Source organism: Dechloromonas sp. A34, from assembly GCF_026261605.1.
GTDB lineage: Bacteria > Pseudomonadota > Gammaproteobacteria > Burkholderiales > Rhodocyclaceae > Azonexus.
Window position 1 is genome coordinate 495631 of the sequence record NZ_CP102486.1, and the last position, 25764, is coordinate 521394.

Consider the following 25764-nt stretch of genomic DNA (forward strand, 5'->3'; position numbering starts at 1 on the left):
GGACGAGAAGTATTTTGAAAAAATGCTTGACGAGTACAAAACGATATAACTAAGATTATCGACATGAAAAATGATTACTCCCGCGCTTTGCCTGTCGAGTGGAAGGAAATGTCCCGCATCTTCGTCGCCTTGGGCGATGAGCACCGGCAACGCATTCTTCTGTTGTTCGAGCCCGGCGAACGGCTGAATGTCGGGCAGATTGCCGAAGTGTCCACGCTGGCCCGGTCGACCGTCTCGCACCATCTGAAAATTCTTCACGAATCCGGTGTGCTGGCCTCGGAGAAGCGCGGCAAGGAAGTCTGGTTCTGGATCAACCGCGATGCCATCGAAGCCACTCTCGGCAACGTTCTCGATTACCTGAAGGAAAATTCCTGATGCGCAAGCTATTGCGGCCGCTGTTGCGCGGCCTGGCCACGCTTTTGTTTCGTGTTGACGTCCAGTTGCGACAGGCGGATTTCTCGCATAAGCACCTGCTCATCGTCGCCAACCATGAATCCTTTCTCGACGGCCTGCTGATCGGCTTGTTCCTGCCGATCGATCCGGTCTTCGTAGTCCATACCGGCGTTGCCAACAACTTCTGGTTCCGCCTGCTGCTTTCGCAGGTCGATTACCTGGCGGTCGATCCGACCAGCCCGATGGCGATGAAGAAGGTGATCCGCCTGATCGAATCGGGTCGCCCGGTGGTGATCTTCCCCGAGGGACGAATTACCCAGACCGGCAGCCTGATGAAGGTTTACGACGGCCCGGCCTTCGTCGCCGCCAAGACCGGCGCGACGGTGATCCCGGTGCGCCTGGACGGTGCCTCGCGCTCGTACTTCTCACGGCTGTCCGGCAAGTACCCGAAGGAGATTTTCCCAAAGATCCGCCTGACGGTATTGCCGGAAAAGCATTTTCCGATGCCCGATGCCCCGACCGCCAAGCTGCGCCGCCGCAAGTCGGGCGAGGCGATGCGTCGGCTGATGCAGGAAATGATCTTCGCCTCGCGCCCGCAGCAGACGCTTTATGGTGCGCTGTGCGATGCCGCCGATATCTTCGGCCGCGGGCGCCGCCTGCTCGAAGACGTCAAGCAGATCGAGTATTCCTACAACGACCTGTTGAAGATGGCGATGATTCTTGGCCGGCAGATCGAGCGGGTTTCCGAACCCGGCGAGAAGGTCGGCCTGCTGCTGCCCAATCTGGTGCCGACGTTGGGTCTGATCTTCGGCATGAGTGCGCGCCGGCGCGTCCCGGCCATGCTCAACTACTCGGCCGGCACCGATGCCATGCAGGCGGCCTGTGATGCTGCGGAAATCCGCACGGTCGTTACCTCGCGCGCCTTCGTCGAGCAGGCCAAGCTGAGCGACAAGCTGGCCGGTCTGAATGGCGTGCAGCTGCTTTACCTCGAAGACATCCGCGAACAGATCGGCCTGGCCGACAAACTGTGGCTGATCGCCTATGCCATCCATTTCCCCAGGGCGTTCGAATTGGCGACTTCGCCGGAAGAGGCCGCCGTCGTGCTGTTTACCTCGGGTTCCGAAGGCAAGCCGAAGGGCGTCGTGCTGCCGCACCGCGCCATCCTCGCCAACATTGCGCAGATCCGGGCGGTGATCGACTTTTCGGTCGACGACAAGGTGCTCAATGCACTGCCCATCTTCCATTCCTTCGGCCTGACCGCCGGCGCCTTGCTGCCGGTGCTGACCGGGGCCAGCCTCTTTCTGTACCCGTCCCCGCTCCATTACCGGATCATCCCGGAACTGGCCTATGACCGGAACTGCACGGTACTTTTCGGAACCTCGACCTTCCTCGGCAATTACGCCAAGTTCGCCCATCCCTACGACTTCTATCGCCTGCGCTACGTCGTGGCCGGGGCCGAGAAGTTGTCCGAGGCCGTACGCAACCAGTGGTTCGAGAAATTCGGCGTGCGCATCTTCGAAGGCTACGGCGCCACCGAAACGGCGCCGGTGCTCGCGGTCAATACGCCGATGGCCTACCGGACCGGCACCGTCGGCAATCTGCTGCCCGGCATCGAACACCGCCTGCTGCCGGTGCCCGGCATCGCGGGCGGCGGCATCCTGCATGTGCGCGGGCCGAACGTGATGGCCGGCTATCTCAAGGCCGAGCAACCCGGCGTGCTGCAACCGCCGGCTTCCGACCTCGGCGAAGGCTGGTACGAGACCGGCGATGTGGTCGAATTCGACGACGATGGGTTCATGAAGATTGTCGGCCGGGTCAAGCGCTTCGCCAAGATCGCCGGCGAGATGGTCAGCCTGGAAGTGGTCGAGAAACTGGCCACCGCGACTTCGCCGGCCCTGGTGCACGCCGCGTCCAGCCAGCCCGACGCCGCCAAGGGCGAGGCGCTGGTGCTGTTCACCACCGATGGTGCATTGAGCCGGGAGCTGCTGGCCGCCAAGGCACGCGAACTCGGCGTCCCGGAACTGGCGGTGCCGCGCAAGATTCATCGGGTCGAAGCGCTGCCGCTGCTCGGCACCGGCAAGATCGACTACGTGACGCTGAAGCGTCTGGCCGAGGCGGTTTGATGAACGGTTCAATGTCCCGACGGCGCTTCCTTGGTCTGCTCGGCGGTACTGCCGCTTTGTCGGCCGCTGGCTGGAGCCTGGCCAGGCCGGCCGTGATCAATCCCTGCCGGGTCGCGATTCCGGCCGCGCTGATCGACAGCCCGTGGCTGCGCAAGGCTTGGGCCGGCATTGATCCGGCCCAGGTCTGGGACTGCCACGTGCATGTCGCGGGGCTCGGCGACGGCGGCAGCGGTATCGTCGTCGGGCCGCAACTGTCCTCAGCCTTGCATCCGCTGCACTATGCCCAGCGCTTGTTCTACATGAATGCCGGCTGTGCCCACGATGCTCCGGGCAAGGTCGATGCCGCCTACGCCGCCCGCCTGCTCAATCTGTGCGATGCCATGCCGGCCGGCTTCAAGGTCATGCTCTTCGCCTTCGAACAGTTTCACGACGAGACCGGCCGCGCGCACACGGAACGTACGGCGTTTTACGTGCCCGATGCTTGGGCGGCCAAGCTGGCCCGTGATTTTCCGGAGCGCTTCGAATGGGTGGCGTCGATCCATCCCTACCGGCGCGATGCGCTCCATGCCTTGCAGGCGGCCATCGCCAACGACGTCCGGGCCGTCAAATGGCTGCCGGCCGCGATGGGCATGGACCCGGCGTCAAGGCGCTGCGACGCCTTCTACCGGACGCTGGCCGCCAGCGGCGTGCCGTTGATCGTCCATTGCGGCGAGGAACAGGCGGTCAAGGGTGGTGACGCGCAGGCCTGGGGCAACCCGCTACGCCTGCGCCGGGCGCTCGATGCCGGGGTCAAGGTGGTGGTCGCGCATTGCGCTTCCCTTGGCGAAGATAGCGACGACGATGGTCGGTCGCGCCCGAGTTTCGACCTCTTCCTGAAACTCTGTGCCGAACCGCGTGCCAAGGGGCTGCTCTATGGCGACATCTCGGCGATCACCCAGCGCAACCGTAAGCCGGCCCTGATCCGTACCCTGCTCGAGCGCAACGACCTGCACGAGCGCCTGCTGCACGGCTCCGACTACCCGCTGCCCGGCATCCTGCCGCTGACTTCGCCGGCGACTCTGGCCCGGGCCGGCTTGCTGCCGGCGGGTGCGGTCGGCGATCTTGAGATAGTGCGCCAGCACAATCCGCTGCTGTTCGATTTCTCCCTGAAGCGCCTGTTGGCGTGGCAGGGCCATTCCTTTGCGCCGGCGGTCTTCCACACCCGCCGCGTTTTCGCTGCGAGTAAAGCATGAGCGGTCAGTTCGGACTCCTTAAAACCCGGCGTTTCGCCCCCTTCTTCGGGACGCAGTTCCTCGGCGCCTTCAACGACAACATATTCTTATGTCGGGTAAAACTGTTCTCGTTGTTCGGTGTGAGTGAGTGGAGAGCGGCATGAGCTCAGAACAAAATGTGCAAGGTATGGCGGCAAAGCGCTTAGTTGATGAAGGCAGCCGTCCAGCCGCCAAGTCACAGTTCGCTCTCCTTGGGCAACGGCGCTACGGCCCGTTTTTTCTCACCCAGTTAGCTGGTGCCTTCAACGACTCATTTCTGAAGCAACTGGCGATTCTGCTGGTGACATTTCACGCAGCTGAATACACCTCACTTTCTGGCGGCCTAGTCGCTAACCTTGCAGCCGGCTTGTTTATCCTGCCGTTTGTGTTGTTCTCGGCCTTTGCCGGGAAACTCGCAGACCGCTACGACAAGTCGATTGTTATTCGGGGGTAAAGATGGCGGAGGTGGGCATCATGTTAATTGCCTCCGCAGGTTTCTACATGAAGAGTTTGCCGCTGTTGCTGGCATCAATTTTCCTCATGGGCTGCCACTCGGCATTCTTCGGGCCAGCCAAATACTCGTTGCTGCCGTGCGTGCTAAGCAAAGATGAGCTAACCGGCGGGAATGGCCTTCTTGAGATGGGTACATTCCTGAGCATCCTTGGTGGAACCTTGGTTGCCGGTGTACTGGCTGCAGTAACAACCAATCCCTTATGGCTCTCGATTTCGCTTACCAGTGTTGCCTTATTGGGGCTCGCCTCTAGCTTGTTTGTCCCGGCAACAGGTGAGGCTGCGCCAAATCTGAAGTTGCACTTTAGTGTTGTCAGGGAAACTCTGGCGACTTTGAAGCTTGCACGCAACGAAGGCAAGGGCGTGTGGAACAGTCTATTGGCCATATCCTGGTTCTGGTTCATCGGTGCGGTGGTTCTCTCGCAGATTCCAGCCCTTGGTAAGGACCTGCTCCATGGTGATACTTCTGTCGTTACCATGCTTCTGGCGGTGTTCTCCATTGGCGTCGCCATCGGTTCGCTACTTTGCGAGCGTCTGTCTAATCATCAAGTTGAGATAGGGCTGGTGCCGGTCGGCTCGATTGGCTTGTCTATTTTCACAGCAGACCTCGCGTTTTCGGCTTCGGGCTTTTCCTCGACGGTCGCGGCATCGGGCAGTACAGAGGTACTGACCTGGCTGCAGTATCTGGCCTTATCTGGAAGTGTACGGGTCCTACTGGACATTGCGCTGGTTGGTGTCTTTGGTGGCTTGTTCATAGTGCCGTTGTATGCGTTTGTGCAGCTCCGGACGGCGGCAGAGCGGCAGTCGCAGGTAATAAGTGCGAATAACGTTCTGAACGCGGTCTTTATGGTCGGTGCTGCCGGAATGTCTGGCGTGTTGTTGGCGGCGGGAGTAGATGTGCCAGGCCTTATCCTTATTTGTGCTGGTCTTAATGCCTTGGTTGCAATCTATATCTACCGGACCGTACCTGAGTTCCTATGGAGATTCGTCAGCTGGGTGATTGTCCATTCAATCTATCGGGTGAAAACGACTGGCCACGAACACGTGCCTGAACAAGGGGCTGCCTTAATTGCGCCAAACCATGTTGCTTACGTTGATGCCTTGGTGTTGAGCGCCATTAGCCCGCGGCCTATCAGGTTCGTAATGGACGCCGCTATCTTCAAGGTGCCCGTGCTGTCTTGGCTGTTTAGACAGGTCAATGCGATTCCCATCGCCTCCGCTAAAGATGACCCGGAGACGCTGGCGAAGGGGCTGGAGGCAGTCCAAGCGGCTCTTGAGAATAGTGAATTGGTTTGCGTTTTCCCTGAGGGTTCTCTGACTCGTGATGGGGCGTTGGGTGCATTCAAGCCAGGTATTCGTAAGATGCTGGATAGGTGCCCTGTACCCGTTATTCCTGTTGGCCTTTCAGGGTTATGGGAGTCACCGTTTTCGCGAAATGGAACTTCCATTGCTAACCGCATATTCCGGTCGCGGCCTGGGCGTAAGGTCGTTGCAAACGTTGGGGCTCCAATGGGCGCAGATGTTTCGATAGCGGAGCTACAGGGTGCGGTACAGGGGTTGTTGAGCAAATGAGGTCAGGAGGGAACGTTCGTAGGGCAGGATGCTCTTATCGGGCCCCTGAACTTGTTTTTTTCGCGCCATCCTTAAGCGCAATAAATAGGGAGATGAATGGGGAGTTCTGAAGCTAAGTGCGCTGTCAGGTTCTGTCTATCGGGAGTCGGAGCACAAAACATTGCCGGTCGGGACTAGCCCTAATCCGCGTTCGGAGGTTCGAGCTGGGGACGTATTGTTCAGCAGGAAAAACACCTATGAGATGGTGGAACGGCAGCAGATATTCAATTTGCCAATGGACGGATGTTGCTTCCAGATTTGATTTTTCGCTCGAATATTGCCAATGCCAAACGGCTTCACTCGATTTATCAGTGGGGGGGCTGTCGATGCACTCAAAGCGAGAGCAAATCACAAAAACTTGCTAGCGGTTCGGCGGGCTTGATGCCGAATATTTCAAAAGCGCGGCTGGGCCACTTGGATGTTGAACTTCGCCACCGCCAAGGCGCACGCCGCCTTTGATGCCCTTCTGGCAAGGGCCTTTTCTTGACCTAAAGGGCTTCGGTCATCTGTGTAGTAACGACCTTAGATGGAAGTGAAATTATTTGGACGGACCCTCCTATCACCGCGCAAAGCAGTTGCTTCCATCGAACGAAAAGTAGAAGTGGTCGTCGCGGCGTGTGGTCAATACATATCGTGTTCCTTTTATTTCGCGGAAACCCTGCACCCCGAGCACCTTGGATTGGTAGTACGGAACGGTTTCTTGTGATTGATACTGTTTGGCGCTGTCAGAGATAATTATCAGCGAAGGGCGGCAACCGTACTCCTCGAACAGTTTTTTGCAGACACCGTTCTCTCGCCCGTGGTGTGGCGCCACCAGTACATTGATTTCTTTCATGAGGCTAGCAAACGGCTGGTATCGCAGTAAATTCTCAAATCCATCTCGCTCCATGTCCCCTGTAAATAGGAAGTTGTAGCCATGGATTGAAAGATGTGCCACAAGCGACAGGTTATTTTCTGTGTCCCAGTGTGGCCATGGGTTACAGAACCAAGACAGATTCAACCCGGGGATGCTGGGCGGCTCCTGCTTCGTTCCTTTGTCTCGTCTTTCGGAGAGACTGTTCACAATGACACGAATACCATTACCCATGCCATCCTCTGATTTGAGGTGTTCGATGGCTTCGGGCGGAACTGTCGGGTTGCCGAGTATGCACCCTACAGTGACGCCCTTCTCAACCATATTGGGGGCCCCGCTTACGTGGTCCTCATCGAAGTTCGTAACGATTAGCAGGTCAATGTGTGCAATACCGTTCTGAAGAAGATACTCTGCGGGATACCAAGGGGTACCTTTGTAGTTCGAAGAATGCCCGCAATCAATGAGCACGTACTTGTTGCCCTCAGGTGTTGGCAGGGTCAGCAGAGAGCAGGCCCCATGGTCAACATTAAAAAACTGAAGGAGCCCCTTATCTATGTCGATTTTCACGGCTTTTTCTCCAGCTCTTTGCTATAGGCGTAACTCGTAAAGACCTCGAGCGCAAAATGTCGAAAAAACTTCAAGTAACGTAGCGTCATACCTAGGCCGATGAAAAGTGCAATACGTGCCCAAAGTAGGTGCTCCTGAGGACCTTTAGGCTGCAGGTAGGAAGCGTAGAGGATGGCTGCATCTACAGCTCCGACTAGGGCAGTGTTGCGGCAAAAACCATATAGATTGAGAAAGTTGTCCATACGCGCAGCCACTGCTGGCGTTGCCCGACCAGCCGCATGTGCAGGCCAGAACAGTGCCTCTCCGGGCATACTGATGCCAACTTTTCCGCTCTTTTCCAGAACGGCCTTCTGTGTCGCTGGAGGCAGTGGTGCAAAATAGGCTGGCAGTAGGCCTTGAACCCATGGCCATGCCTTGTTCTGCCCGAATAACACGTTTCTAGGGTAGCCAAGTAGCTTGCCCACGAGGCCCCTCTCAAAGAGCCACGAAGATAAGCTGGCCACGAGTTGGCCCACCGTGTAAGCCAATGATATTGCGATAGCACTTTGAACCACGGTCCAACTGTCACGCATCAGCAGGTTCATCCCGGCGGCCTGGTCCACCGCAAAGAGAAGCATGAAGCCGGAACTCAGATAGGCCCAGAAGTCATAGCTGGTAAACGGAAATTTTTGGTCCATGCATTGCTCCGTTGCTTATCTTCATGATTACTGCAATTTGTTGTTCCGCTCGACCGAAAAGGAAGACCCCGGCTCGCCGAGTTGAGAGGCCCGGAATCACTTGTTGACTTGCTTCAACTCAATTTTCACAGTCTTTCCTCCCCCATCCGTATCTGCTCGCTGGAGCTTGGCGCGTGAGACATCATTTCTAAGTTCCACTTTGCCGTTTCATATCCATGCTGTTCCAAGAGGTCAAACGTGGCTTCGCTCAGTTGGCGAAGCGTGGTGCTGTAGTTTGCTGCCCGTTTCGCCTCATCGGCGGACAACCAGGCTTGATTCAGAAGCTTTTCCGCAAGCACTTCTCGACCCGCCTTAAATCGTTTGATTGACGACTCAGCGGCTGCGCCAATACCCACATAGGCCCCTGCCGTCGGGTGTTTCTTCAAGAAATTGACGAAAGCACGGACACGTAGAGCCCGACACTGGTCAAGCGCAATGTCAGCAATACGCTTAAATCGCCATGGATTTAACGGGTGTGGCATGCACTCACGAACAAGTGGTGCGCCACCGTCAGATACCAATATGTACGTCATGCCAGACGGCAGCGATTCATCTTCCTTTAGCGACTGCTGCCCTACATCGAATAAAGGCTCAATGCCCAGATTGTCGTAGAGGCCGCCATCGTAAAGATGCAAGCGGCTGAACGGGGGGGGATACGCCTCAGGCTTGGGGGCATTCCATTGCTTACGTTTCGTCCAATGAAATTTCTTTGTAGCGAGAGTCAGAGGACCAACGCCCCCCGGAAACGCAGCTGAGATAGCCATGGCGCTGGCAAGACCAAAATCGTCGACAGCGGCATAACCGAGTTCATAGTCCCCCATAGTCCCCTTCTTGAACCGGTAGCGACGCCCCGTCTCCCCAGTTGTGCAATTGATAGACCAAGCCGGAGTATCGCTAAGCCTGCTCAGTGAAGCGGTGAATCGCCCCGGTTTCCGTGGAGGCCGGTTGGTTTAAGTCAGGCCACGATGGCGGCCTGATCGGCGAGTTGCCTGTAGTAGTTTGCCTCAGCTTCTGCGGGGGGGATATAGCCAATCGGTTCAAGCAGCCTGTGGTGGTTAAACCAAGACACCCATTCCAGAGTTGCCAGCTCCACGGATTCCCTGGTTTTCCAAGGGGCGCGCCGGTGGATCATCTCCGCCTTGTACAAGCCATTAATCGTCTCGGCTAGCGCGTTGTCGTAGCTGTCGCCCTTGCTGCCGACTGATGGCTCAATCCCGGCTTCGGCCAGTCGCTCGCTGTAGCGGATCGAGACGTACTGCGAGCCCCTGTCCGAGTGGTGGATCAAGGCCTCGTCGGGACTCGGCTGACGGGCGTACAGCGCCTGTTCCAGCGCATCGAGCACGAAGTCCGTATGCATGGAACTGCTCACTCGCCAACCCACGATACGGCGGGCAAAAACGTCGATGACAAAAGCCACATATAACCAGCCTTGCCAGGTCGAGACATAGGTGAAGTCCGAGACCCACAACTGATTGGGACGGTCGGCCTTGAACTGTCGATTGACCCGATCCAGCGGGCAAGCCGCTTTGCTGTCGCTGATCGTGGTGCGCACCACCTTGCCGCGCATGACTCCGCGCAAACCTTGACGCCGCATGAGTCGCTCGACCGTACAACGGGCCACCGCGATGCCTTCGCGGTTCAGTTGCCGCCAGACCTTGTCGGCACCATAGACCTGCAGGTTGGCCTGCCAGACGCGCTTGATCTCGGGCACTAACACCTCGTCACGCCGCACTCTCTGACTGCGCTGTTCAGGATTGCGCCGCCGAGCGACATGACGCCGGTAGCCCGACGGGGCAATCTGCAATTGCCTGCAGATCGGCTCGACCCCGAAGGCAGCACGATGCTCGTCGACGAAAGACCTCAAGACTTGAATCGGCGGTCGAGCTCCGCCTGGGCGAAAAACGCGCTGGCAAGCTTGAGGATCTCGTTGGCTTTGCGCAGCTCTTTGACCTCGCGCTCCAGTTCCTTGACACGCTTCTGGTCCGCCGTGGTCGGCCCTTCGCGCTGGCCGGCATCTCGTTCGTGCTGACGCACCCAGGTCAGCAGCGTCTGCGGCGTGCAACCGATCTTGACCGCAATGGATTCAACGGCTGACCACAGCGACGGATGATCGGCACGGCTTTCGGCAACCATGCGCACGGCGCGCTCACGAAATTCGGGGGAGAACTTAACTGACTTCTTCATGGCTCTATCTTCTCAAGAGTTAGAGCCTCCACCAAACCCGGGGCGATTCAATGGTGACACGACCAAGTAGTCGCCGTATAGCAACCGGAAGTCTTCCAGAATGCCCGAAGAGCTGACAACCACGGCTGTATCGGGAGTCAAGAACTGAACCGAAAGCTGCTGGCCGTGGCTCTCCCACTCTCCGTCCAATTCATATTCAGTGACCAGCTCGATTCGGCGAACTGTGGATTTTATTGACGCCGGCATTATCGCGCATTCTTTTTTGGAGTCTGCTCATCCTACCGTATAGCAGGTAGGTCAGTCCTTGCGCTGCACCCACTCGGTCAGCGGGGCTCGCTCAGTTCTCAAGGCATTCTCGATGGCATCCGGATTACCATACCTACCGTCAAACCTCCGATGTGTCGACAGGCAGGTCTGGGTTGGTTATGCCCCATGAATTCTTTCGGCATCAGCTGACTATCTAGAGTCCTGCCGAAAGCCCAGCAATGCTCCAAATTCAGCCAGCCGATGAATATTGTGGGCATAAAGAAGCCCCGCATGCAGGGCTTCTATTTGTTTCAATCTCCGTTGGTGGCAGACCGGGGCGGCGCCTGCTGCCTGAGAAACTTCAGGCTCCGCTGCAGTCAATCGAAGCCTCCCAAAAGGAGTTGAATCAGGTGAAACTCGAACTATCCTGGAAATAACTAAAATTCATACTTCACATCCATAAGGTGCTGGTATTCGCCCTATTGATGCTTTGGTCTAAGCAACCCGATGAGACAGGAGGTGCCAGCCGCCTGTCCCATCGCTATTTATAGCAAAACAAAATCTGCTTTTCAACCAAATGGACCGGAGGATTGAGAGGCATAGCGTTTGTCACCTACCAACCTAGCAATAGCTTGATTTGGGAAACCATCCACTGTTGCTCCTCTACCGTAATGTCCCACTCCCCTGATTCCCCCTTCAGGGCTACCCCCTTCGCCATTCGCTCCAAAGTCGTTTGGTGAGACCACTCCGGATGTTCATCTGCTTTGCGCTGGCAATACGCCACGAGCTGTTGAACGAGGTCATAACAGTATTCGTAACGTAGAAGTAACTCCTCTTCTGTTAGGCCAACGATGTAGCGACCTTCGACCAAGCGGACAGCTAGCTTTGGCTGAACACCCGATACCGAACTTAGATTGGTGTCACGAGGGAAATTATCTGGAACTCTATTCATGATTGTCATGTTTCGAATGCGCACAAATGCCTTAGGAAGCAAACAAAGATTCACGCATTCGGCACGCTCATTTAAATGTCCATTTGGATGCGGAAATCATTGCTTTCGCTTGAGCTACCCCATAAGAAAGAATCGAAGCCGCCATACTTTGCACACCTTTTCGGTCCCCACGCGCAGTAATCGTTAGCTCAAGGTGCCCTGTTGAAGTCTGACAAAGATTGGCAGGTGCTACATCGATGCACTGCTCAATACAGTTCATCAAGAACGCTGCTTCCATGCCTAACGGTACCGCCTGAACGACAGTCACTGTATGAATGCATTCATCATTTTTCGCAAGTTGATTCTCAAGGATTTCAATAGCAGCAACCAACTCTTGCGAGGCAGTTGATTTTTTTGCCAGCATAAGAGCCGTAGCCAATTGCGTATGCCAATCCCCGTCATAAAAGAGATTGTGAAAACGATTTGGGCGATGCCCGAAGGGTTTGTGTTCCAAATCTCGCTCCTCAATGATTCCAGGCGAACCAGCCTCTGCCACTTAAAGGCATGCCCATTAGTTATGACCACTTTATGGTGGAACACTGCAGTGTGTAGATTCTAACAGGAATACGCCTGATACTCAGCCGAAAACCGGTGAGCAGGCATGACTCGAATTGAAGCTTTGGGAGTTGTAATACGGGACGCCCGTACGCGTAGGAGCATTTCGCAAGAGAAGTTAGCTGCATTTGCCAAACTTCATAGAAATGCGTTAGGTCGCATAGAACGTAGTGAGGTCGCGCTGAACCTCAATACACTTTGGCTTATCGCCGACGCAATGGGGGTGACCGCATCTGAACTCGTGCAAGAAGCAGAAATTTTGGCTGCAACTGACGAGCAAGCGAGCAGCGCATAGTCGCCAATGAGAAGAAATATATTGACCGAAATCGGATTCGGCTTCCCTTGATATTGCCTCCGCAGGTTGCGGTTGCCATCTCCACGTATTGGCAGAACCTTATTTCCAGTGAGCTTTGCTATGCATTAATGACCATATTAGGCACCACTCGAGTGGTGCCCCTTACTGCAAGCCCAAAAACCATGGATATGGCTAATTAAGGATGTTCGCTTGAAATCACGCGTTAAGGGCTTGTCTCAGTAGCCCTCCCAACCCCACGTGGCGATGATGCGCCTTGGGCAAGGCTTCGACTGCTCGGCGGGCCGCAGTGATGTCGCCGACCAGAAGGACTTGGGCTTGCGCGCGCGTGACTGCCGTATAGATGAGGGTCCGGTCGAGTAGGCGACTATCAGAAAGAGCCACGATGACCCGTGGCCACTGTGAGCCTTGACTCTTATGTACCGTAATTGCATAACCGAGAGCCAAATCGTCCAGCATCTCCTCCAGAATCGGTCGGCGCTCACCGTCGTCCCATTCCACCCAGCCAATTGCCTGACCAATCGGTTCACCTGCATCGTTGGTGACATGTCGAGGAGTTGCCTCGATTTCAACGATGCGTCCCAGCGAGCCATTCTGAATCCCTCGGGACCATAGGTTGCGGGTGCATAGAACAGGGTCTCCCAATCGAAATCCTGTATCAACAGCTTGGTCGAATTCGTCGTTCCATATCAGAAGCGGAGGTGCACCATCGGTCTGGTCGAGCTGGCAAATGCTATTCAAATAGTGGATGCCGTCGGGCCCGGAACGACGTGCCGCCAGGATTTGGGTGTCGTGCGGTGCATCTTGGTAGAGTTGGAGAACGGCATTCGCCAAGGGGTACACCTGTTCTCCGTCTCGCATGAACGTCCCGGTTTCTGTGGGGATAAACGCAATAGGGGCGCGCTCATCGTCGGTCAGTGCAGGCCAGGTGCCTCCTCGAATAGAAAGGGCGGCGGCAGCAATTTGTCCGCCATGTCGCTTCACTGTAGTCAGTTCGATACTGGGAATGGCTCGCTCAGCGACCAACGCATGCAAAACAAGGCCCGGGCCAACAGGCATGAGTTGCGCCGGGTCGCCGACCAGCACCAGCCGAACCTGTTCGGGAATTAGCTCACAAAGCCGATACATCGTGATGATATCGACCATGCTGGCTTCATCTACAACTACGACAGTCGGGCCATTTAGGTCATTCTCTGAGGTTTTCTGGATGAAGGATGCAAGGGTGTTTGCCGGGCGGTCAGTGGCTTCTTGGAGTCGCTTGGCAGCGCGACCGGCCAAGGCTATCTGGATTATCCGGATACCAGCCGCATCGTAGGTTTTGTATAAGGCTTTTAAGACGGTGGTCTTGCCCACGCCGGCGCCGCCAGTGATGAGCATCAACGGGTGCATTACTGCGCCAACGACAGCCGCACGTTGTTCATCATTCAGCGAGTAGCCTTCCTCTCCTTCAAAGTCGTGCAGTATTCCTTCTATCTGATAGCTGTCTAGCAATGGCGGCGCGGTGTAGGTCAATCGGTTCGCAAATGCTTTGGCGACTGCGGCTTCCATGACATAGGGCCCAATTGAATGGACGGTGTGGTCGGCGCTGACCAAGTAACTACCGTTGCTGAGTCCGGAGGCCAAAGCCTCCGCGACCAACGGGCGCCAGTGCAACCCCTTTGGTTGGCTACCCAAAACAGAAGCCAAGCGAACTGTCAGCATGGGTAAGGTTGCGACGGTGTGGCCGTCGCCAAATAAACGGTAGAGCGCTTCTTCAATTGCGGCTTGCAGCCTGCGTGGGTCATTCTCCGCAATGTGGAAATGTACTCGGGCAATCTTGTCAGTCTCTGCCCATCCAGAACAGAAGCTTAGCAGGCGATAAGGGTCCTGCTCGATGCTATCAGCCGTTTCTGGGCCGAAGAAAGCCAGCAACTTTCTGCCAATTGAGGCACTAAAACCGTAGGTTTGAAGCCACTGCAATGTTCGGGCATCACCATAGCTTTGCCAGGCTTCAACCACTTGGCGTGCGCTCTCTTGGCTGAGCACTGTGGTAAGCGCATTGATGTCGCTGGCGTCCAGTACGTCATACAATCGCTCCTGGAAGGTCTCCCATAAGCGCCGCGCCTTCACGCGGCCGATGCCCCGAAATGCTTCACAGTCGGCCATCAAGGTAATGACGTGCTCGCCGGAGGGTAGCGCGAGAAGGAGGGAGTCCGCTTCAATCTGCTCCTCCGTGACTCGGTAGCCATTGACCGTAATCTTGTTGGAGTGTTGATTCCCGGTGACGCGCCACCATTGGCCGACCTGGACGGCCGTGGCCCCTAGGAGGTTCCCTTTTGCGCGAACCACGTAATAACGCCGGGCATCTAGGACCTCGCCTGTCTCAGTAATCGGGGCTGCCGAGAAGATGCAGCCACCCAGCCCTGTCGGGTTCTGGCTTCGAATGCTGGTGACGCGCAGAAGCAGGTCTGGACTCAACGCGGTAGCCGTCCGGTCATTGAAAGTGCATCGCGCAACAGGGTGAATTTGCTGAGTTGGCGCTTCAATTCTTCAGTCTCGGCCCGCAGGCTGGCGTTCTCCTGCTCCATGCGTTTTAGCCGCTCAGAATCCAAGGCCGCCCTCAGATTTCCATGCTCGCGCATGGGTATTCCTGCCGAGAGTGATGGCTCGGCAGTAGGAGGGAGAACGCCTCTATTGCGTAGTTCCGCTTCTAGTTTATGAAGGGCTGCCTTGATGCGCGGGTTCTGGGCTAAGGCCGACTTGGAAAAGCCGCACTCCTTGGCGAGCTCGGTACGCGAGAGAACCCCACGGCTAGCCATGGCACGAAAGTCGTCATCGGTTTTGCCAGCGACCCAGTTGAAAAATGTGTTGGCATTCAACTCCGCCAACTGCTGACCGTTTGCCATCAGGGCTTAGTTGGAATTACGAAAATGTTGGTGGGCTTTCCCTTCTGTAAACGTTCGCTCTTCCGTTTTTGGTTGGATAACGCAGCATTCAGCTCCATAACTCGCGCAAGGAGAGTGGCATTTTGTGTTTGGGCGAGGGCCAGTTGCCTGCGTAGCTTGGCGGCTTCCTCTCGTCGCTTGGTCACGACGTCCTGCATTCGCGTAGGTGTGTCGGGGTTGCTCTTCAAGGCCATCACTCGGTCGCGGACATTCGGGTACCTGCAGCCTTTATGGCCAATCAACGTTCGGGAGTGCCCTGCCTCTTTAGCAACGCTCGTTACGGTGATACGTAGGGTGCCGCGTTTTGCGTGAGTCTGCAGTCCCTTGTCTTTGGGCTTACCAGATTGGAGGCGAGCAAAGGCATCAATGAAATGCTGTTCAATTTCATCCTCGGCGGGAACGCCGGTGCCCATTTTGTTTCTGATAGGAGTTTTCACCATTTTATTGGTGCTCCCGCGTCAGCAACCGGCACCCCGAGGGTATGCAGGATGGAGGCTGATTGCCGCATGCGTTCCCGAGCAACCGTGAATTCCTTAAAGTGGTCTTTGCCAGCAGCCTTCAGAATGCTCGCGTTTTTCTGGTAGCGGGCTTGCCAGAAATCGAGGTGCTCGTGGTCCACGGCGAAGCATTTGCAGCCGCTACACACAGTAGGGTTGCGCTGAGCATAGTTCGGCTCTCCCTTTATCCAAGGGTTAGTCTGTCCCATTGTGTGGCACCTTGATTCGCCCGGAGTTAGGCTCATGAAGCACTTTCCATGGTCAGCAAACCAGATTCGCAAATCGCCTTCGGTGACCCAGGCTTCCATTTTTTGAAAGGCAGTGCCGTCATCGCTGTTGCCAATGACGGCGCGAAGCTGCGCTCGATGCTCCCGAACGAGGTCCGCCATCCCACCGGCAATGACGGTGCTACTGTTGGCCTGTTCCAAGAGAAATTTTACGGTTCGTTGGCGACGGACCGATTCGATGCTATCGAGAAGCTCGGGGTCGTTGCCGATATAGCCTTCCTCGGTCATGGCCAAGGATATGTGTTTAAAGTGCTGGGAAATGGCCGGCAGCATGTTAGGGTCGGTTCGCAGGATATACAGCGCAAAAGTCTTGCGCCATTGGTGGGTTCGCATACCTTCGCCCGATTTGTATGGGGTGATGTCTATCGAGCCAGAAGCGGTACGCAAGATGTCGGGCAAGTCGGCCAGCCCACCGTAAGTCCCCACGAAGTTTTTCATCTGCTTGGCAATTTGCCGTCGCGTGGCGGGGCTGGTCATATCTAGTTGGCGTGACAAACTAAGTCTGCCTCCTGGTGTGACCAGCAGCCACGGTAGGTCGCTTCCTGTGCGCCAAGGTTCGAAGAGACGCTCCAGGCCCAGAAGTGCTGTGACCGCTGGTGGTAGATAGGAGGACCCCACCGGCCGCATCCCCAGCACCCAGTTCATCATTGAACCCTCGTGAATCTTGGTAACCTGGGAGTTCAGAAAGAACAGTTCGTTGAGCCCGGTTTTCGACTTTTGAATAGAGACACACGAGGGTAATCCGGTGGCCTCGTCGATGCCGCTTCGCAATGCTGCGACTTCACTAATTCGAATGCCGGTGGTGCCTTGTATTTGGGTCACGCAGGCCGATGAGGCGTGTCCAACCAAGGCCCGCACCGCGGCATCCAATCGTGTGCGTACCTCTCCAGTGCTTCTAGAGTAATCAGCTTCCGTGCCGAGGCGGTCTCGCCATGGCTCGCTTTCGCCAGGAATCACCGAGAATCGGAATTCGCTGAGCGCGGTCTCGACGGCTCGTACGCCAACGTCTTTCGACACTTCCAAGCTCAAATATAGGTCGCGCAGTCGAATGACGTCGTCAAGAGGTGTTCCCATCCAGCGCATGCACTGGCCGAGGACGCGCAAGGCCACGCAGTCGGGCAAAGGTTCAATCCAACCGTTTTCTATTGTTGCGGCCGTTTTGGCTACTTTGCAAATGCTGCCACCGTCATAGGGGCTCTCAGGCATTGGTGCGACATTCGCTTCGCTCAGTGCGGCCGATTGCCGATAGATGGTGCTGAGAATTTGCAGGGCAAACTGAAATGAACCCGATGCCACGTCCCCTGATTTCTTTGTCCGAAGCAGTCCTAACAAGTGGTCGTGAAATTCCCAGCTTGCTTCAGTATCTAGCTGAGAGAACGATTCATAACCGCTGACGGCCATCCAGCGGAGCAGCTTGCTGAGCTGTTGCCGAAAGCCGCCAGAGAGGGTTACTGGGTCAAATCCCTTTCCGGAGCGTGCATCTGTGAGTAAGGACCAAACGAGTTTCCGGCAATCTTCCAGTAGTGGGCTCCACTGAGGTGAAAGCAGTGTGCTATCGCCGTCCATGCGCAGGCTCCAGTCAAACATAGAGTCACGGTCAGGTAATCCGATTTTAATGTTGTCGAACCACCATTTATCGTCGTGCCATAGACTTCGGGACGAGACTTGTGCTAGTGCCCGTTCGGTATCAGGCAGTAAATGTAAGCGTGTACGCATGGGTTACTCCAAGTCGGGTAGGGGTGACAAAGTCAGCTCACTAGCGGCAGCCAGTACGCGAGGGTCATTAAATAGGAGGAGCCAGTAGTCATCCAGTCGTTGGGCGACGTGCGCCCAACAGTCAAGCCAGCGCTTTGGTGGTAACGTGGTCTGTGCCGCTATGACCGCAGCTCGCAACTGAATAGCGCGAGCTGCCGCGTAGGGAGATTGAGTATTGATGCAGGCCAGAGGGCAGCGTGGACACAAACCAAAAGCTTGGCAAAGCCTGCCGTCAATCTCGCTCGGCATCGGAGAGCTAAAAGGGTCTAGGCAGTAAAAGCCAGGTGTTGCACACCCTTTGTCGGCTTCAAATGGCTCCTTGCGAGGGTCGGGGGCAGCGCCTTCCGTGCGAACTAGTCGCTCCCGAGTCAACATGATGGTGGCAAGTGCCTCGTTGTTTCGCTTTCGCGCAGCATCCGAGGTGTAGTGGTCCAACAAAACTTGAGGAGAGCGCTGGCCACCTGCCGTTTGAACCGCCTTGAGGTTGCCTCCCGTCATTTCATGAATTTTGTCGAGAGACGTCGTGCGTAGTTGCGCGAGTGCCAAAGCAGAGATTCCATGCTCTTTGAGAAAGGCTGCTAATGATGCATACCAGAGTGTCGCTGCCTTAAGGGTGCCACCGTTATAATCCAAACTGCGCATTTGATTATCGTTGCCGGTGTCAGCGCTGCGAGTCAGCATTAAGAACAGGCGGTCCTGGTACTTTACGGGGGCAATAACCCGTATGGCTTTGGTCCACTCCGTGACAAACGAGACCGTGATATCTGGCCCGATGGGGTTGCCTAAGGCGAATGTGCGAACTTGTATTCGTCGGGCACGGCCTTTGTATGGACGGAGTCGGATACGTTTCCCGCCAAAATGGTCCGGATAGTCAATGTCTTTAAGGTTTAAACCCCGCAGGTCATCAGGATTGAATGCGGTTTGAAATGCCATGTGAATCACAAACGGGATAAGGTCTCGAGAAGATGGCGCGAGAGGGTGGCGAAGCTCGGTGAAGGTCATACCAAGTTTTCGATGGGCCAACCACAACTGTCGGTCGTTTTCCCGAATCCAGTCGGAATTTGGTATCCAAGTCTGATATCGGTTGGCATGTAGCCAGCGCCACTCATCCGGTGTTGTTGGTTCTTTTGTTGGGTTCGGCGGAGAGTCGTCCAGTGCATCCATGGCAGCCCAGGCAGCCTTAATTCTCCTCATGGTGTCCAGGACTTCGTCCTGAGACGCTAATAACAATTGCAGCAAGGTGTTGTCGTCGAGGACTTCTCGTGGCGTGGTTTTTCGTGAGCTACCGCCCCAGATGTGAGTCGGAATGCATATGCCTGGCGCCAACTGATGCTTCCAGATTTTCGAGGATGCAAGGATTTTCAGCGGGATACGTAGTGCGCTAAGTAACATGGTGCGCGTTGTCTGGCTAGCAGGAGTGCCATCGACAGTTTTCTGGTCGAGCCACCTGATGAATCCGTCAACCCAAGCCCTGTCGATGCTCATTAAATCCGACTCACCTTCCGGGGCAGTGAGCCTGAGATAGGCAAACAATCCCCGGTCCAGGTCGCCGATGCGACAAAATACGCTGTTGCTTGCGGCCTTCTTGGCGTACTCACAAAGGGCGTAGACAAATGCTTCAGAAATTTGCGGGTAGTCCAGCCAGTGTGAACAGTCCTTTTTCCACCCGTCCCCTACGAAATCAAGGGTAAGGTCAGTCTGCTTGATGCTTAGCTTTACCGAAGTGGGGCCTTGGGCCAGACCTAGCGGGATTACTTTTCGTTTTCCGTCCACGCCAAGCTGGGCGTAGCGGCTTGGCGTATTGTTGCTGTCTTTTTCATCGGTCATTTTGGCCTCATGTTGAGCATGTCAGTTAGGTATCCGGCGGCGCGGTCTGAAAGCTGCGCTTCAAACTCATTGGCGACTCGAAGGTAGGTGTTCATCGTTGTTTCCATGGACGCATGTCCAAGGCGAGCTTGAAGGTTTTTCCAGGGCTCTGGATTACCACTCTGCTTTTCGGCCATATAGCTCCAAACGGTGTAGGTGTGTCTCAAACAGTGCGGCGAGAACGCCGGTTCACGTTCTGTGTAGCATTGCTGTGTCTCGGGATTAACCTTCGTCACTGTTCGTAGGAGCCCGGCCGACTGTCCTTCGCCGGCGGCAGCGGCAATTACTGCCTGGCGAAACGCATCGTGAAAGCTTCCGTACTGGGCAGGCTTTCCCGCGTTATGGCCAGCTGCTGAGCTGTTCACAAACAGGGCTACAGGGTCGCGTCCTGTGATTACTCCTCTGCGGCGCCCCTCGGCAATATCGGCCTTCCGCTCGCGGTCGATGTACCAGTGCAGCCAGTTGAGGACGGCGTTGGGCAGCTCAACCTTGCGTGCTTTATTTCCTTTGCCAACGATTCGCAGGAGGGTCAGACCTGCCAGGTTGGCGGGGTCCTCAGGGCTTAGGTCCAGTATGCTGTGGATAGTCAATTGGGTCGGTTCGTCGGGCCTCATGCCGGTATGAAGACAAAGTTCAGCCCACAGCCGATTTCTGACTGGTCGTAGGTCATTTCTGTCTTGTCCTGGTAAGGGGCCAAGTGCTTGAGCTAGCAAGCGGTATTGGCGCTTATTAAAGGCGCGAACCTCATCGTCAATGGTTCCCTGTCCCTTAGGCATTATTTCGTTTCTTCGTGATGTCCGCTTTCTCCTGATATGAGAAAGCGAGTTCTGGTCTAACGCATGACGAACTTCAACTTCGATATCGCCAACATCGATTGCCGTAAGGCCTCGTGCATTAAAGTAGCGGTAAAACTCCTGCACCGTTCCAATGCGACGCTGAACGGTTTTGAGGGCATAAGGCTCATTGGTGCGAGGACTTACCAGTGTTTGCATTAATTCCACGTAGTTCTCAAGGTCATCGCGGTCCACTTGGTCCCAGGCTAAATTGAAGTGCGATAAATACTGATACCAGTCACGAAGGTCGTCGGCCTCTGCCAGAGCAGTATTCACCACGTAGCGTTTGCTGTGGTGTCGGTGCTGCGCCCACAGATACTGGAAAACAGGCTCAAGGACCTCCTGTGTGTCGCAAGCGACCAGGAAGGGGAAACCTGCAGGCAAGCGGGACTGCATAAGCTCTGCTTCGCTAAGTCCGGCAATGCTTTCCAGTGCTAAGGCGCGTACGACTGTGATGTTCATAGGGGGGCGAGCTGAAGGTTTTTTAGGGAACAGTAACTTGTCAAAAATGTTCTGTTGATGTATAATAAAGTCTTTACTATCAAAGAGTTACAGCTGATTATATTCCTTGTGGTTGTGTTTTTGAACGAATTTTTACCTGCGAAATGGATTAGCTGTTTTTCAGGAATGAACCGAGGTAGTCCTTGCTGTTAAGTGCAAACCACTGAGTTCACAGGTGAGGGCAGGAAGCCCTTTGTCACGCGGGGTTCCTCAGAGAACGGTTTACCTGTCGGATATAACTGTTCAAGAACGCCCTGGTTGTCCTGCTGACTTTTCAGGCGGCGCAGTGGACGACCCTGAAGCCGGAGTTGCTGGCCAATCTGGCGGCCGGCATCTTCATCCTGCCTTTCTTCCTATTCTCGGCAACGGCCGGGCAGCTGGCCGACAAGTACGACAAGGCGAAGTTGGCGCGGCTGGTCAAGGTGCTGGAGATGGCCATCATGGGCATCGCCGCCGCCGGTTTCGCGCTGCATAGCCTGCCGGTGCTGATGGGGGCGCTCTTCCTGCTTGGCCTCCACTCCACGCTGTTCGGGCCGGTCAAGTACGCGATCATCCCGCAGCATCTGCATACGGAGGAGCTGGTCGGCGGCAACGCGTTGATCGAGGCCGGCACCTTCGTCGCTATCCTGATCGGCACCCTGGCTGGCGGGCTGCTTGCCGGCTCGGTGGAACATCCGGCCTGGATCGCGGCTGGTGGTTTCATCGTCGCTTTCGCCGGCTATCTGACCAGCCGTGGCATCCCGCCCGCACCGGCCCCGGCTCCCGAACTGAAAGTCAGCCTCAACCCCCTGACCGAAACCTGGCGCAATATCAATTTCGCGCGCCAGAATCGCACGGTTTTCCTGTCTATCCTCGGTATCTCCTGGTTCTGGCTGTATGGGGCGTTGTTTCTGGCGCAATTTCCGGCATATGCCAAGAACGTTCTGGTCGGCGGCGAGTCGTCGGTGACGCTGTTACTCGCCACGTTCACGGTCGGTATCGGCATCGGCTCGATGCTCTGCGAGCGGATGTCGGGCAAGCACGTCGAAATCGGGCTAGTGCCCTTCGGCTCGATCGGCCTGACGCTGTTCGGACTGGATCTCTATTTCGCTTCGCCGGTCGGCCTGGTCGGCACGACGGCCCACTCACTCTCGGCGTTGCTCAGCCTGCCGTCGATCTGGCGCGTGCTGTTCGACCTGATGATGCTCGGCCTGTTCGGCGGCTTCTTCATCGTGCCGCTCTACGCGCTGGTGCAGTTGCGCAGTTCGCCGGCCCATCGGGCGCGGATCATTGCCGCCAACAATATCGTCAATGCGCTGTTCATGGTGGTCGGGGCGCTGGGAGCGGGTGCCGCACTGGGAGCGGGCCTGTCGATCCCGGCGTTGTTCGGTATCGCGGCGTTGTTGAATGCCGTCGTGGCGGTTTATATCTATGGCCTGGTGCCTGAGTTCCTGATCCGCTTCATGGCCTGGCTGCTGATCAAGGCGGCCTACCGGCTGCGCACGGAAGGGGCCGAGCATATTCCCGAAGAAGGGGCGGCGGTGCTGGTCTGCAACCATGTCAGTTTCGTCGACTCGCTGGTTGTCATGAGCGCCTCGCCGCGCCCGGTGCGCTTCGTGATGGACCATCGTATCTTCGGGCTGCCGCTGCTCAGCTACATCTTCCGCCACGGCCGGGCGATTCCCATCGCTTCTGCCAAGGAAGATCAGGTGCTGATGGAGAAGGCATTTGCCGAGGTTTCCGCGGCGCTGAAAAATGGCGAACTGGTAGCCATCTTTCCGGAGGGTGGATTGACGCCCGACGGTGAGTTGCAGACTTTCCGGCCGGGCATTGCCCGGATGCTCGAGAGCGATCCGGTACCGGTCGTGCCGATGGCCTTGACGGGGCTATGGGGAAGCTATTTCTCGCGGATCGATGGTGCTGTGATGAAGAAACCATTCCGCCGCGGACTGTTTTCGCGCATTGGCCTGCAGGTAGGCTCGGCCATGCCGCCCGAGGCGGCTACCCCGGCTGAATTGCAGAAGGTGGTACAGGTGCTGCGGGGCTCGGGCCGTTAGACCTGCGGCAGGAGCACTCCTGCCGCAGGCTCCTTAGTTAGTCCCGGCCGCGTCCACGACCGCGGTCATGATCGTGCTCATCGTGATTACGGCGGCGATCGTCGCCTCGATGATCACGGCGGTCATGCCGGTAATCATCCCGGCGGTCATCGCGGTCATAACCGCGACGGTGATCGTGACGCTCCCGGTAGCGTGGGGCATATTCATGGTTGTACCAGTCGTCACGGACAAAATAGACCCGTTCGCCACAGGCGCCGTACTGATGGCAGTGCTTGCGCCAGTGCTTGGCATGGCCGGGCGGGACACGCAGGTAGAGCGGCGGGCGACCGACCGGGCCGCGTTCGATGCGGATCGGCTGCGGGTAGAGCAGGACGGGAGGAGGGAAGCCGCCGATATCGAGGCGGCCATAGAAGCCTGGATGGCCGATATTGACCGAGACACCGACATCGGTGGCCAGGGCCGGGGTGCTGAGGGCGGCTGCAGTAATGGCAGCAGCGACTAAAAAGCGTTTCATGAATCGATTCCTTTTCGGGGTGGTTCCTAATTAACGAGATGTACCTGCATTCGCTGACGATTTGAGTGTAACAAAGCGTAAGGGCTTGCTTTCCTGAGGCAACATCCCGCGCCATGGCCCGACGAAAAAAACGGGGGAGGGGAAACTCCCCCTCCCCCGTTGATGACCAGTCGCTGGCTTAATGGCCGCCGAAGAAGCCGATCGCTACCAGAACTAGCAGCACCAACCCGACGGTGATCAGGGTCAGCCCGAGGATCACCGAGCCGACATGCATCTGCCTGGATGGCGCATCGACCAGATACTTCTCCAGTTCGCCGCTCTTCACCATCCGCTGATAGTGGGCTGGGTGTTCCTTGCGGAATTCCTCGATCGACTGGGTGCCGGTGAACATCACTACGTCTGGCGGCGGCAGCTTGTCCGGGCGGAAGTGATTGTTGAAGAAGTGCACCGTGAAGAGGAAGACGGCGGCGAGGAAGGCTTCTTCACCGTGGACCAGGGTCGCGACGTTGAATACCCAGCCCGGCAGGTAGGTCGCGGTAACGTGGGGGAAGGCCAGCATCAGGCCACTCCAGCCGATCACATTGACACCCCAGAAGACCGCCCAGTAGTCGAACTTCTCGAAGTAGGTCCAGCGATCGAACTGCGGTTTCGGACCCTTGCCGAAGAACCACTTGAACATGCCCCAGCAATCTGCGAGGTCCTTCCAGTTCGGGATCAGCGAATCCGGTCCGAACCAGCGGAAGTTCTTGTCGCGCAACAGTCGCTGCATCACATAGACAAAGTGGATGACGAAGATGCCGATGAAGAGCGCCGCGGCCACGCGGTGGATGATGCCGAGAATCTTCGGTCCGCCGACTGCGGCCGCGACAACCGGCGCCCAGCTACTGCCCGAGAACATCGCCGAGGTACCGGTGATGATCAGGGTCATGGTGACCAGGGCGAAGACCAGGTGGGCAACGCGCCAGCCCAACGGGAAGCGTTCGAAGTGCTTGCCGGACAGGCCGAGGGCTTCGGTGTCGACGCGGGCGACTGTCTTGTGGGCCTTGCGTTCCTGCCACTCGCGGTAATACCAGAGGCCGCAATGTGCCCAGAAGAAGGCGAAGACCCCGATCAGCAGGGCTACCATGAATTTGGTGGCGATCCACATCTGCGGATACTTCTCGAAGTCATGGCTGTTGGCATGCGGTCCGAAGGTGACGAAACCAGCGGTGGCCGTCACCATGCCCGGCTTCTTGTCGTTGTGGCACTGCTGGCAGGTCTTCAGGCGATTATTCACATGCACCTTGGAGGCCGGGTCATCGGCCCCCTTGATGTCGTGACTGCCATGGCAGCTCGAGCAGCGGGCGGTGTAGGTATAGCCCAGCTTGTTGACCTGACCGTGGTAGGTGTCGCGGTAGCTGTGCAGTTCTTCCTGGTGGCAATCGCCGCAGGCTTCGACATTCAGCAGCTTGAACGGATCGGACGAGGCGCCACGGATTTCATGGGTGGTATGGCAGTCCGAGCAGACGGCACCCTTGGGGTCCTCCTTGCCCATCGCCAGCTTGCCATGGGCCGAGCTTTCGTAGTCCTCGAGCTGTTCCTCGTGGCATTTCGCGCCACAGGTGTTGGGAATGGTCAGGCGCCATTGCTCGCGCTCGGGGGTGCCGCGCGTCGGCACCGCGAAGTCGTGGGTGGAATGGCAGTCGCTGCAGACCGCTTTCGGGCGCTCCGGATGGTCGGCATCGGGTCGCGCATGGAAGGAATTTTTGTAGGCGTCGATGTTCTGCGCCACGATGCCGAGGCGTTCCTTGCCGGCAGGATTGGCCTTGGCCTCATCCCACAACTTGGCATGGCAGGTAGCACAATCCGGCGGCACCGTGCCTTCGGATTTCTTGTGATTGGCCTGGCTGTCGACGATGTCGGTGTGGCAGTCTACGCACTGCACCTTGGCATGGACGCTCTTGCTGTGCTTGCCCTGAGCGACCGGGGCTAGCGCCCGCTTCTTGCCTTCGGCATCGGCCACCTGAATCTTTTTCTTCCTTGCATCGTGGCAGGTCAGGCATGTCGCGTTGTCGAGGGCCGCCGTCCGCTGGGTTGATGATTTTGCCGGCGATTCGAGCGCCAGAACCGTACCGGCCGCAAGGCAGGCAAGGCTGGCGAGAACTCTTGGAACAAAACTGGTTAATCGCATGATCTCCCAATCCTTTCTGTTGTTTTTTTTATTTTTATAAGATGATAAATCAATAACTTGGGGGAAAAA

20 protein-coding genes and 1 other annotated feature are annotated in these 25764 nt (G+C 56.7%); of the genes, 7 read left to right on the forward strand and 13 right to left on the reverse strand.

Features of this window, described 5'->3' with window-relative positions; all coding sequences use genetic code 11:
• The first annotated feature begins 63 nt into the window (after positions 1–63).
• From NQE15_RS02515 to NQE15_RS02535, 5 genes are all read left to right on the forward strand, one after another.
• Positions 64–375, forward strand: coding sequence for an ArsR/SmtB family transcription factor (locus NQE15_RS02515; protein WP_265946218.1), 312 nt, complete (start codon positions 64–66; stop codon positions 373–375).
• The gene (gene aas, locus NQE15_RS02520) at positions 375–2516 is read left to right on the forward strand and encodes a bifunctional acyl-ACP--phospholipid O-acyltransferase/long-chain-fatty-acid--ACP ligase (RefSeq protein WP_265946220.1); all 2142 of its coding nucleotides are present in this window, start codon (positions 375–377) and stop codon (positions 2514–2516) included. The genes NQE15_RS02515 and aas overlap by 1 nt, the downstream gene beginning before the upstream one ends.
• Positions 2516–3748: an amidohydrolase family protein gene (locus tag NQE15_RS02525; RefSeq protein ID WP_265946222.1), complete on the forward strand. Its 1233-nt coding sequence runs from the start codon at positions 2516–2518 to the stop codon at positions 3746–3748. Before aas ends, NQE15_RS02525 begins: the two co-directional genes overlap by 1 nt.
• Before the next feature lie 139 nt (positions 3749–3887).
• Positions 3888–4220: a hypothetical protein gene (locus NQE15_RS02530; protein WP_265946224.1), complete on the forward strand. Its 333-nt coding sequence runs from the start codon at positions 3888–3890 to the stop codon at positions 4218–4220.
• Between the two features lie 20 nt (positions 4221–4240).
• Positions 4241–5848: an MFS transporter gene (locus NQE15_RS02535; RefSeq protein ID WP_265946226.1), complete on the forward strand. Its 1608-nt coding sequence runs from the start codon at positions 4241–4243 to the stop codon at positions 5846–5848.
• Between the two features lie 598 nt (positions 5849–6446).
• Here the strand turns inward: NQE15_RS02535 and NQE15_RS02540 are convergent.
• From NQE15_RS02540 to NQE15_RS02560, 5 genes are all read right to left on the reverse strand, one after another.
• Positions 6447–7307, reverse strand: coding sequence for a ComEC/Rec2 family competence protein (locus tag NQE15_RS02540; RefSeq protein ID WP_265946228.1), 861 nt, complete (start codon positions 7305–7307; stop codon positions 6447–6449).
• Positions 7304–7984: a hypothetical protein gene (locus tag NQE15_RS02545; RefSeq protein ID WP_265946230.1), complete on the reverse strand. Its 681-nt coding sequence runs from the start codon at positions 7982–7984 to the stop codon at positions 7304–7306. The genes NQE15_RS02540 and NQE15_RS02545 overlap by 4 nt, the downstream gene beginning before the upstream one ends.
• A 125-nt stretch (positions 7985–8109) precedes the next feature.
• Positions 8110–8844 carry a hypothetical protein gene (locus NQE15_RS02550; RefSeq protein ID WP_265946232.1) on the reverse strand — a complete coding sequence of 245 codons (735 nt, stop codon included), beginning with the start codon at positions 8842–8844 and terminating at the stop codon, positions 8110–8112.
• A gap of 134 nt (positions 8845–8978) precedes the next feature.
• A protein-coding gene (locus NQE15_RS02555) for an IS3 family transposase (RefSeq protein ID WP_265941681.1) occupies positions 8979–10207 on the reverse strand; the annotation gives its coding sequence in 2 pieces (ribosomal slippage) (positions 8979–9919 and positions 9919–10207; 1230 coding nt in all).
• Positions 9813–9929: a sequence feature (AL1L pseudoknot), on the reverse strand. It overlaps the preceding gene by 117 nt.
• A 1265-nt stretch (positions 10208–11472) precedes the next feature.
• Positions 11473–11898 carry a hypothetical protein gene (locus NQE15_RS02560; RefSeq protein ID WP_265946234.1) on the reverse strand — a complete coding sequence of 142 codons (426 nt, stop codon included), beginning with the start codon at positions 11896–11898 and terminating at the stop codon, positions 11473–11475.
• A gap of 147 nt (positions 11899–12045) precedes the next feature.
• Here NQE15_RS02560 and NQE15_RS02565 point away from each other — a divergent pair, with 147 nt between their 5' ends.
• On the forward strand, positions 12046–12294 hold the full coding sequence (locus NQE15_RS02565) for a helix-turn-helix domain-containing protein (RefSeq protein ID WP_265946236.1): 249 nt from the start codon (positions 12046–12048) through the stop codon (positions 12292–12294).
• Positions 12295–12510: 216 nt separating this feature from the next.
• Here NQE15_RS02565 and NQE15_RS02570 read toward each other — a convergent pair whose 3' ends face one another.
• From NQE15_RS02570 to NQE15_RS02595, 6 genes are read right to left on the reverse strand one after another with little or no spacing between them, the layout of a single operon-like run.
• Positions 12511–14769, reverse strand: a complete 2259-nt coding sequence (locus NQE15_RS02570; RefSeq protein WP_265946238.1) for an ATP-dependent DNA helicase — start codon at positions 14767–14769, stop codon at positions 12511–12513.
• The gene (locus tag NQE15_RS02575; RefSeq protein WP_265946240.1) at positions 14766–15197 is read right to left on the reverse strand and encodes a VPA1267 family protein; all 432 of its coding nucleotides are present in this window, start codon (positions 15195–15197) and stop codon (positions 14766–14768) included. The genes NQE15_RS02570 and NQE15_RS02575 overlap by 4 nt, the downstream gene beginning before the upstream one ends.
• The gene (locus NQE15_RS02580; protein WP_265946243.1) at positions 15197–15676 is read right to left on the reverse strand and encodes a hypothetical protein; all 480 of its coding nucleotides are present in this window, start codon (positions 15674–15676) and stop codon (positions 15197–15199) included. Before NQE15_RS02580 ends, NQE15_RS02575 begins: the two co-directional genes overlap by 1 nt.
• Positions 15670–17736 carry a hypothetical protein gene (locus NQE15_RS02585; protein WP_265946245.1) on the reverse strand — a complete coding sequence of 689 codons (2067 nt, stop codon included), beginning with the start codon at positions 17734–17736 and terminating at the stop codon, positions 15670–15672. The genes NQE15_RS02580 and NQE15_RS02585 overlap by 7 nt, the downstream gene beginning before the upstream one ends.
• Before the next feature lie 3 nt (positions 17737–17739).
• Complete coding sequence (locus NQE15_RS02590) at positions 17740–19602, reverse strand: hypothetical protein (protein ID WP_265946247.1); 1863 nt, start codon at positions 19600–19602, stop codon at positions 17740–17742.
• Positions 19599–20936, reverse strand: a complete 1338-nt coding sequence (locus tag NQE15_RS02595; protein ID WP_265946249.1) for a tyrosine-type recombinase/integrase — start codon at positions 20934–20936, stop codon at positions 19599–19601. Before NQE15_RS02595 ends, NQE15_RS02590 begins: the two co-directional genes overlap by 4 nt.
• A 347-nt stretch (positions 20937–21283) precedes the next feature.
• Between NQE15_RS02595 and NQE15_RS02600 the strand changes: the two genes are divergently transcribed.
• Positions 21284–23011, forward strand: a complete 1728-nt coding sequence (locus NQE15_RS02600) for an MFS transporter (RefSeq protein WP_265946250.1) — start codon at positions 21284–21286, stop codon at positions 23009–23011.
• A 37-nt stretch (positions 23012–23048) separates the two neighbouring features.
• Here the strand turns inward: NQE15_RS02600 and NQE15_RS02605 are convergent, their stop codons facing one another.
• Both NQE15_RS02605 and NQE15_RS02610 read right to left on the reverse strand, forming a co-directional pair.
• On the reverse strand, positions 23049–23525 hold the full coding sequence (locus tag NQE15_RS02605; RefSeq protein WP_265946252.1) for a hypothetical protein: 477 nt from the start codon (positions 23523–23525) through the stop codon (positions 23049–23051).
• A 178-nt stretch (positions 23526–23703) separates the two neighbouring features.
• The gene (locus NQE15_RS02610; RefSeq protein ID WP_265946254.1) at positions 23704–25695 is read right to left on the reverse strand and encodes a cytochrome C; all 1992 of its coding nucleotides are present in this window, start codon (positions 25693–25695) and stop codon (positions 23704–23706) included.
• Positions 25696–25764: the final 69 nt, after the last annotated feature.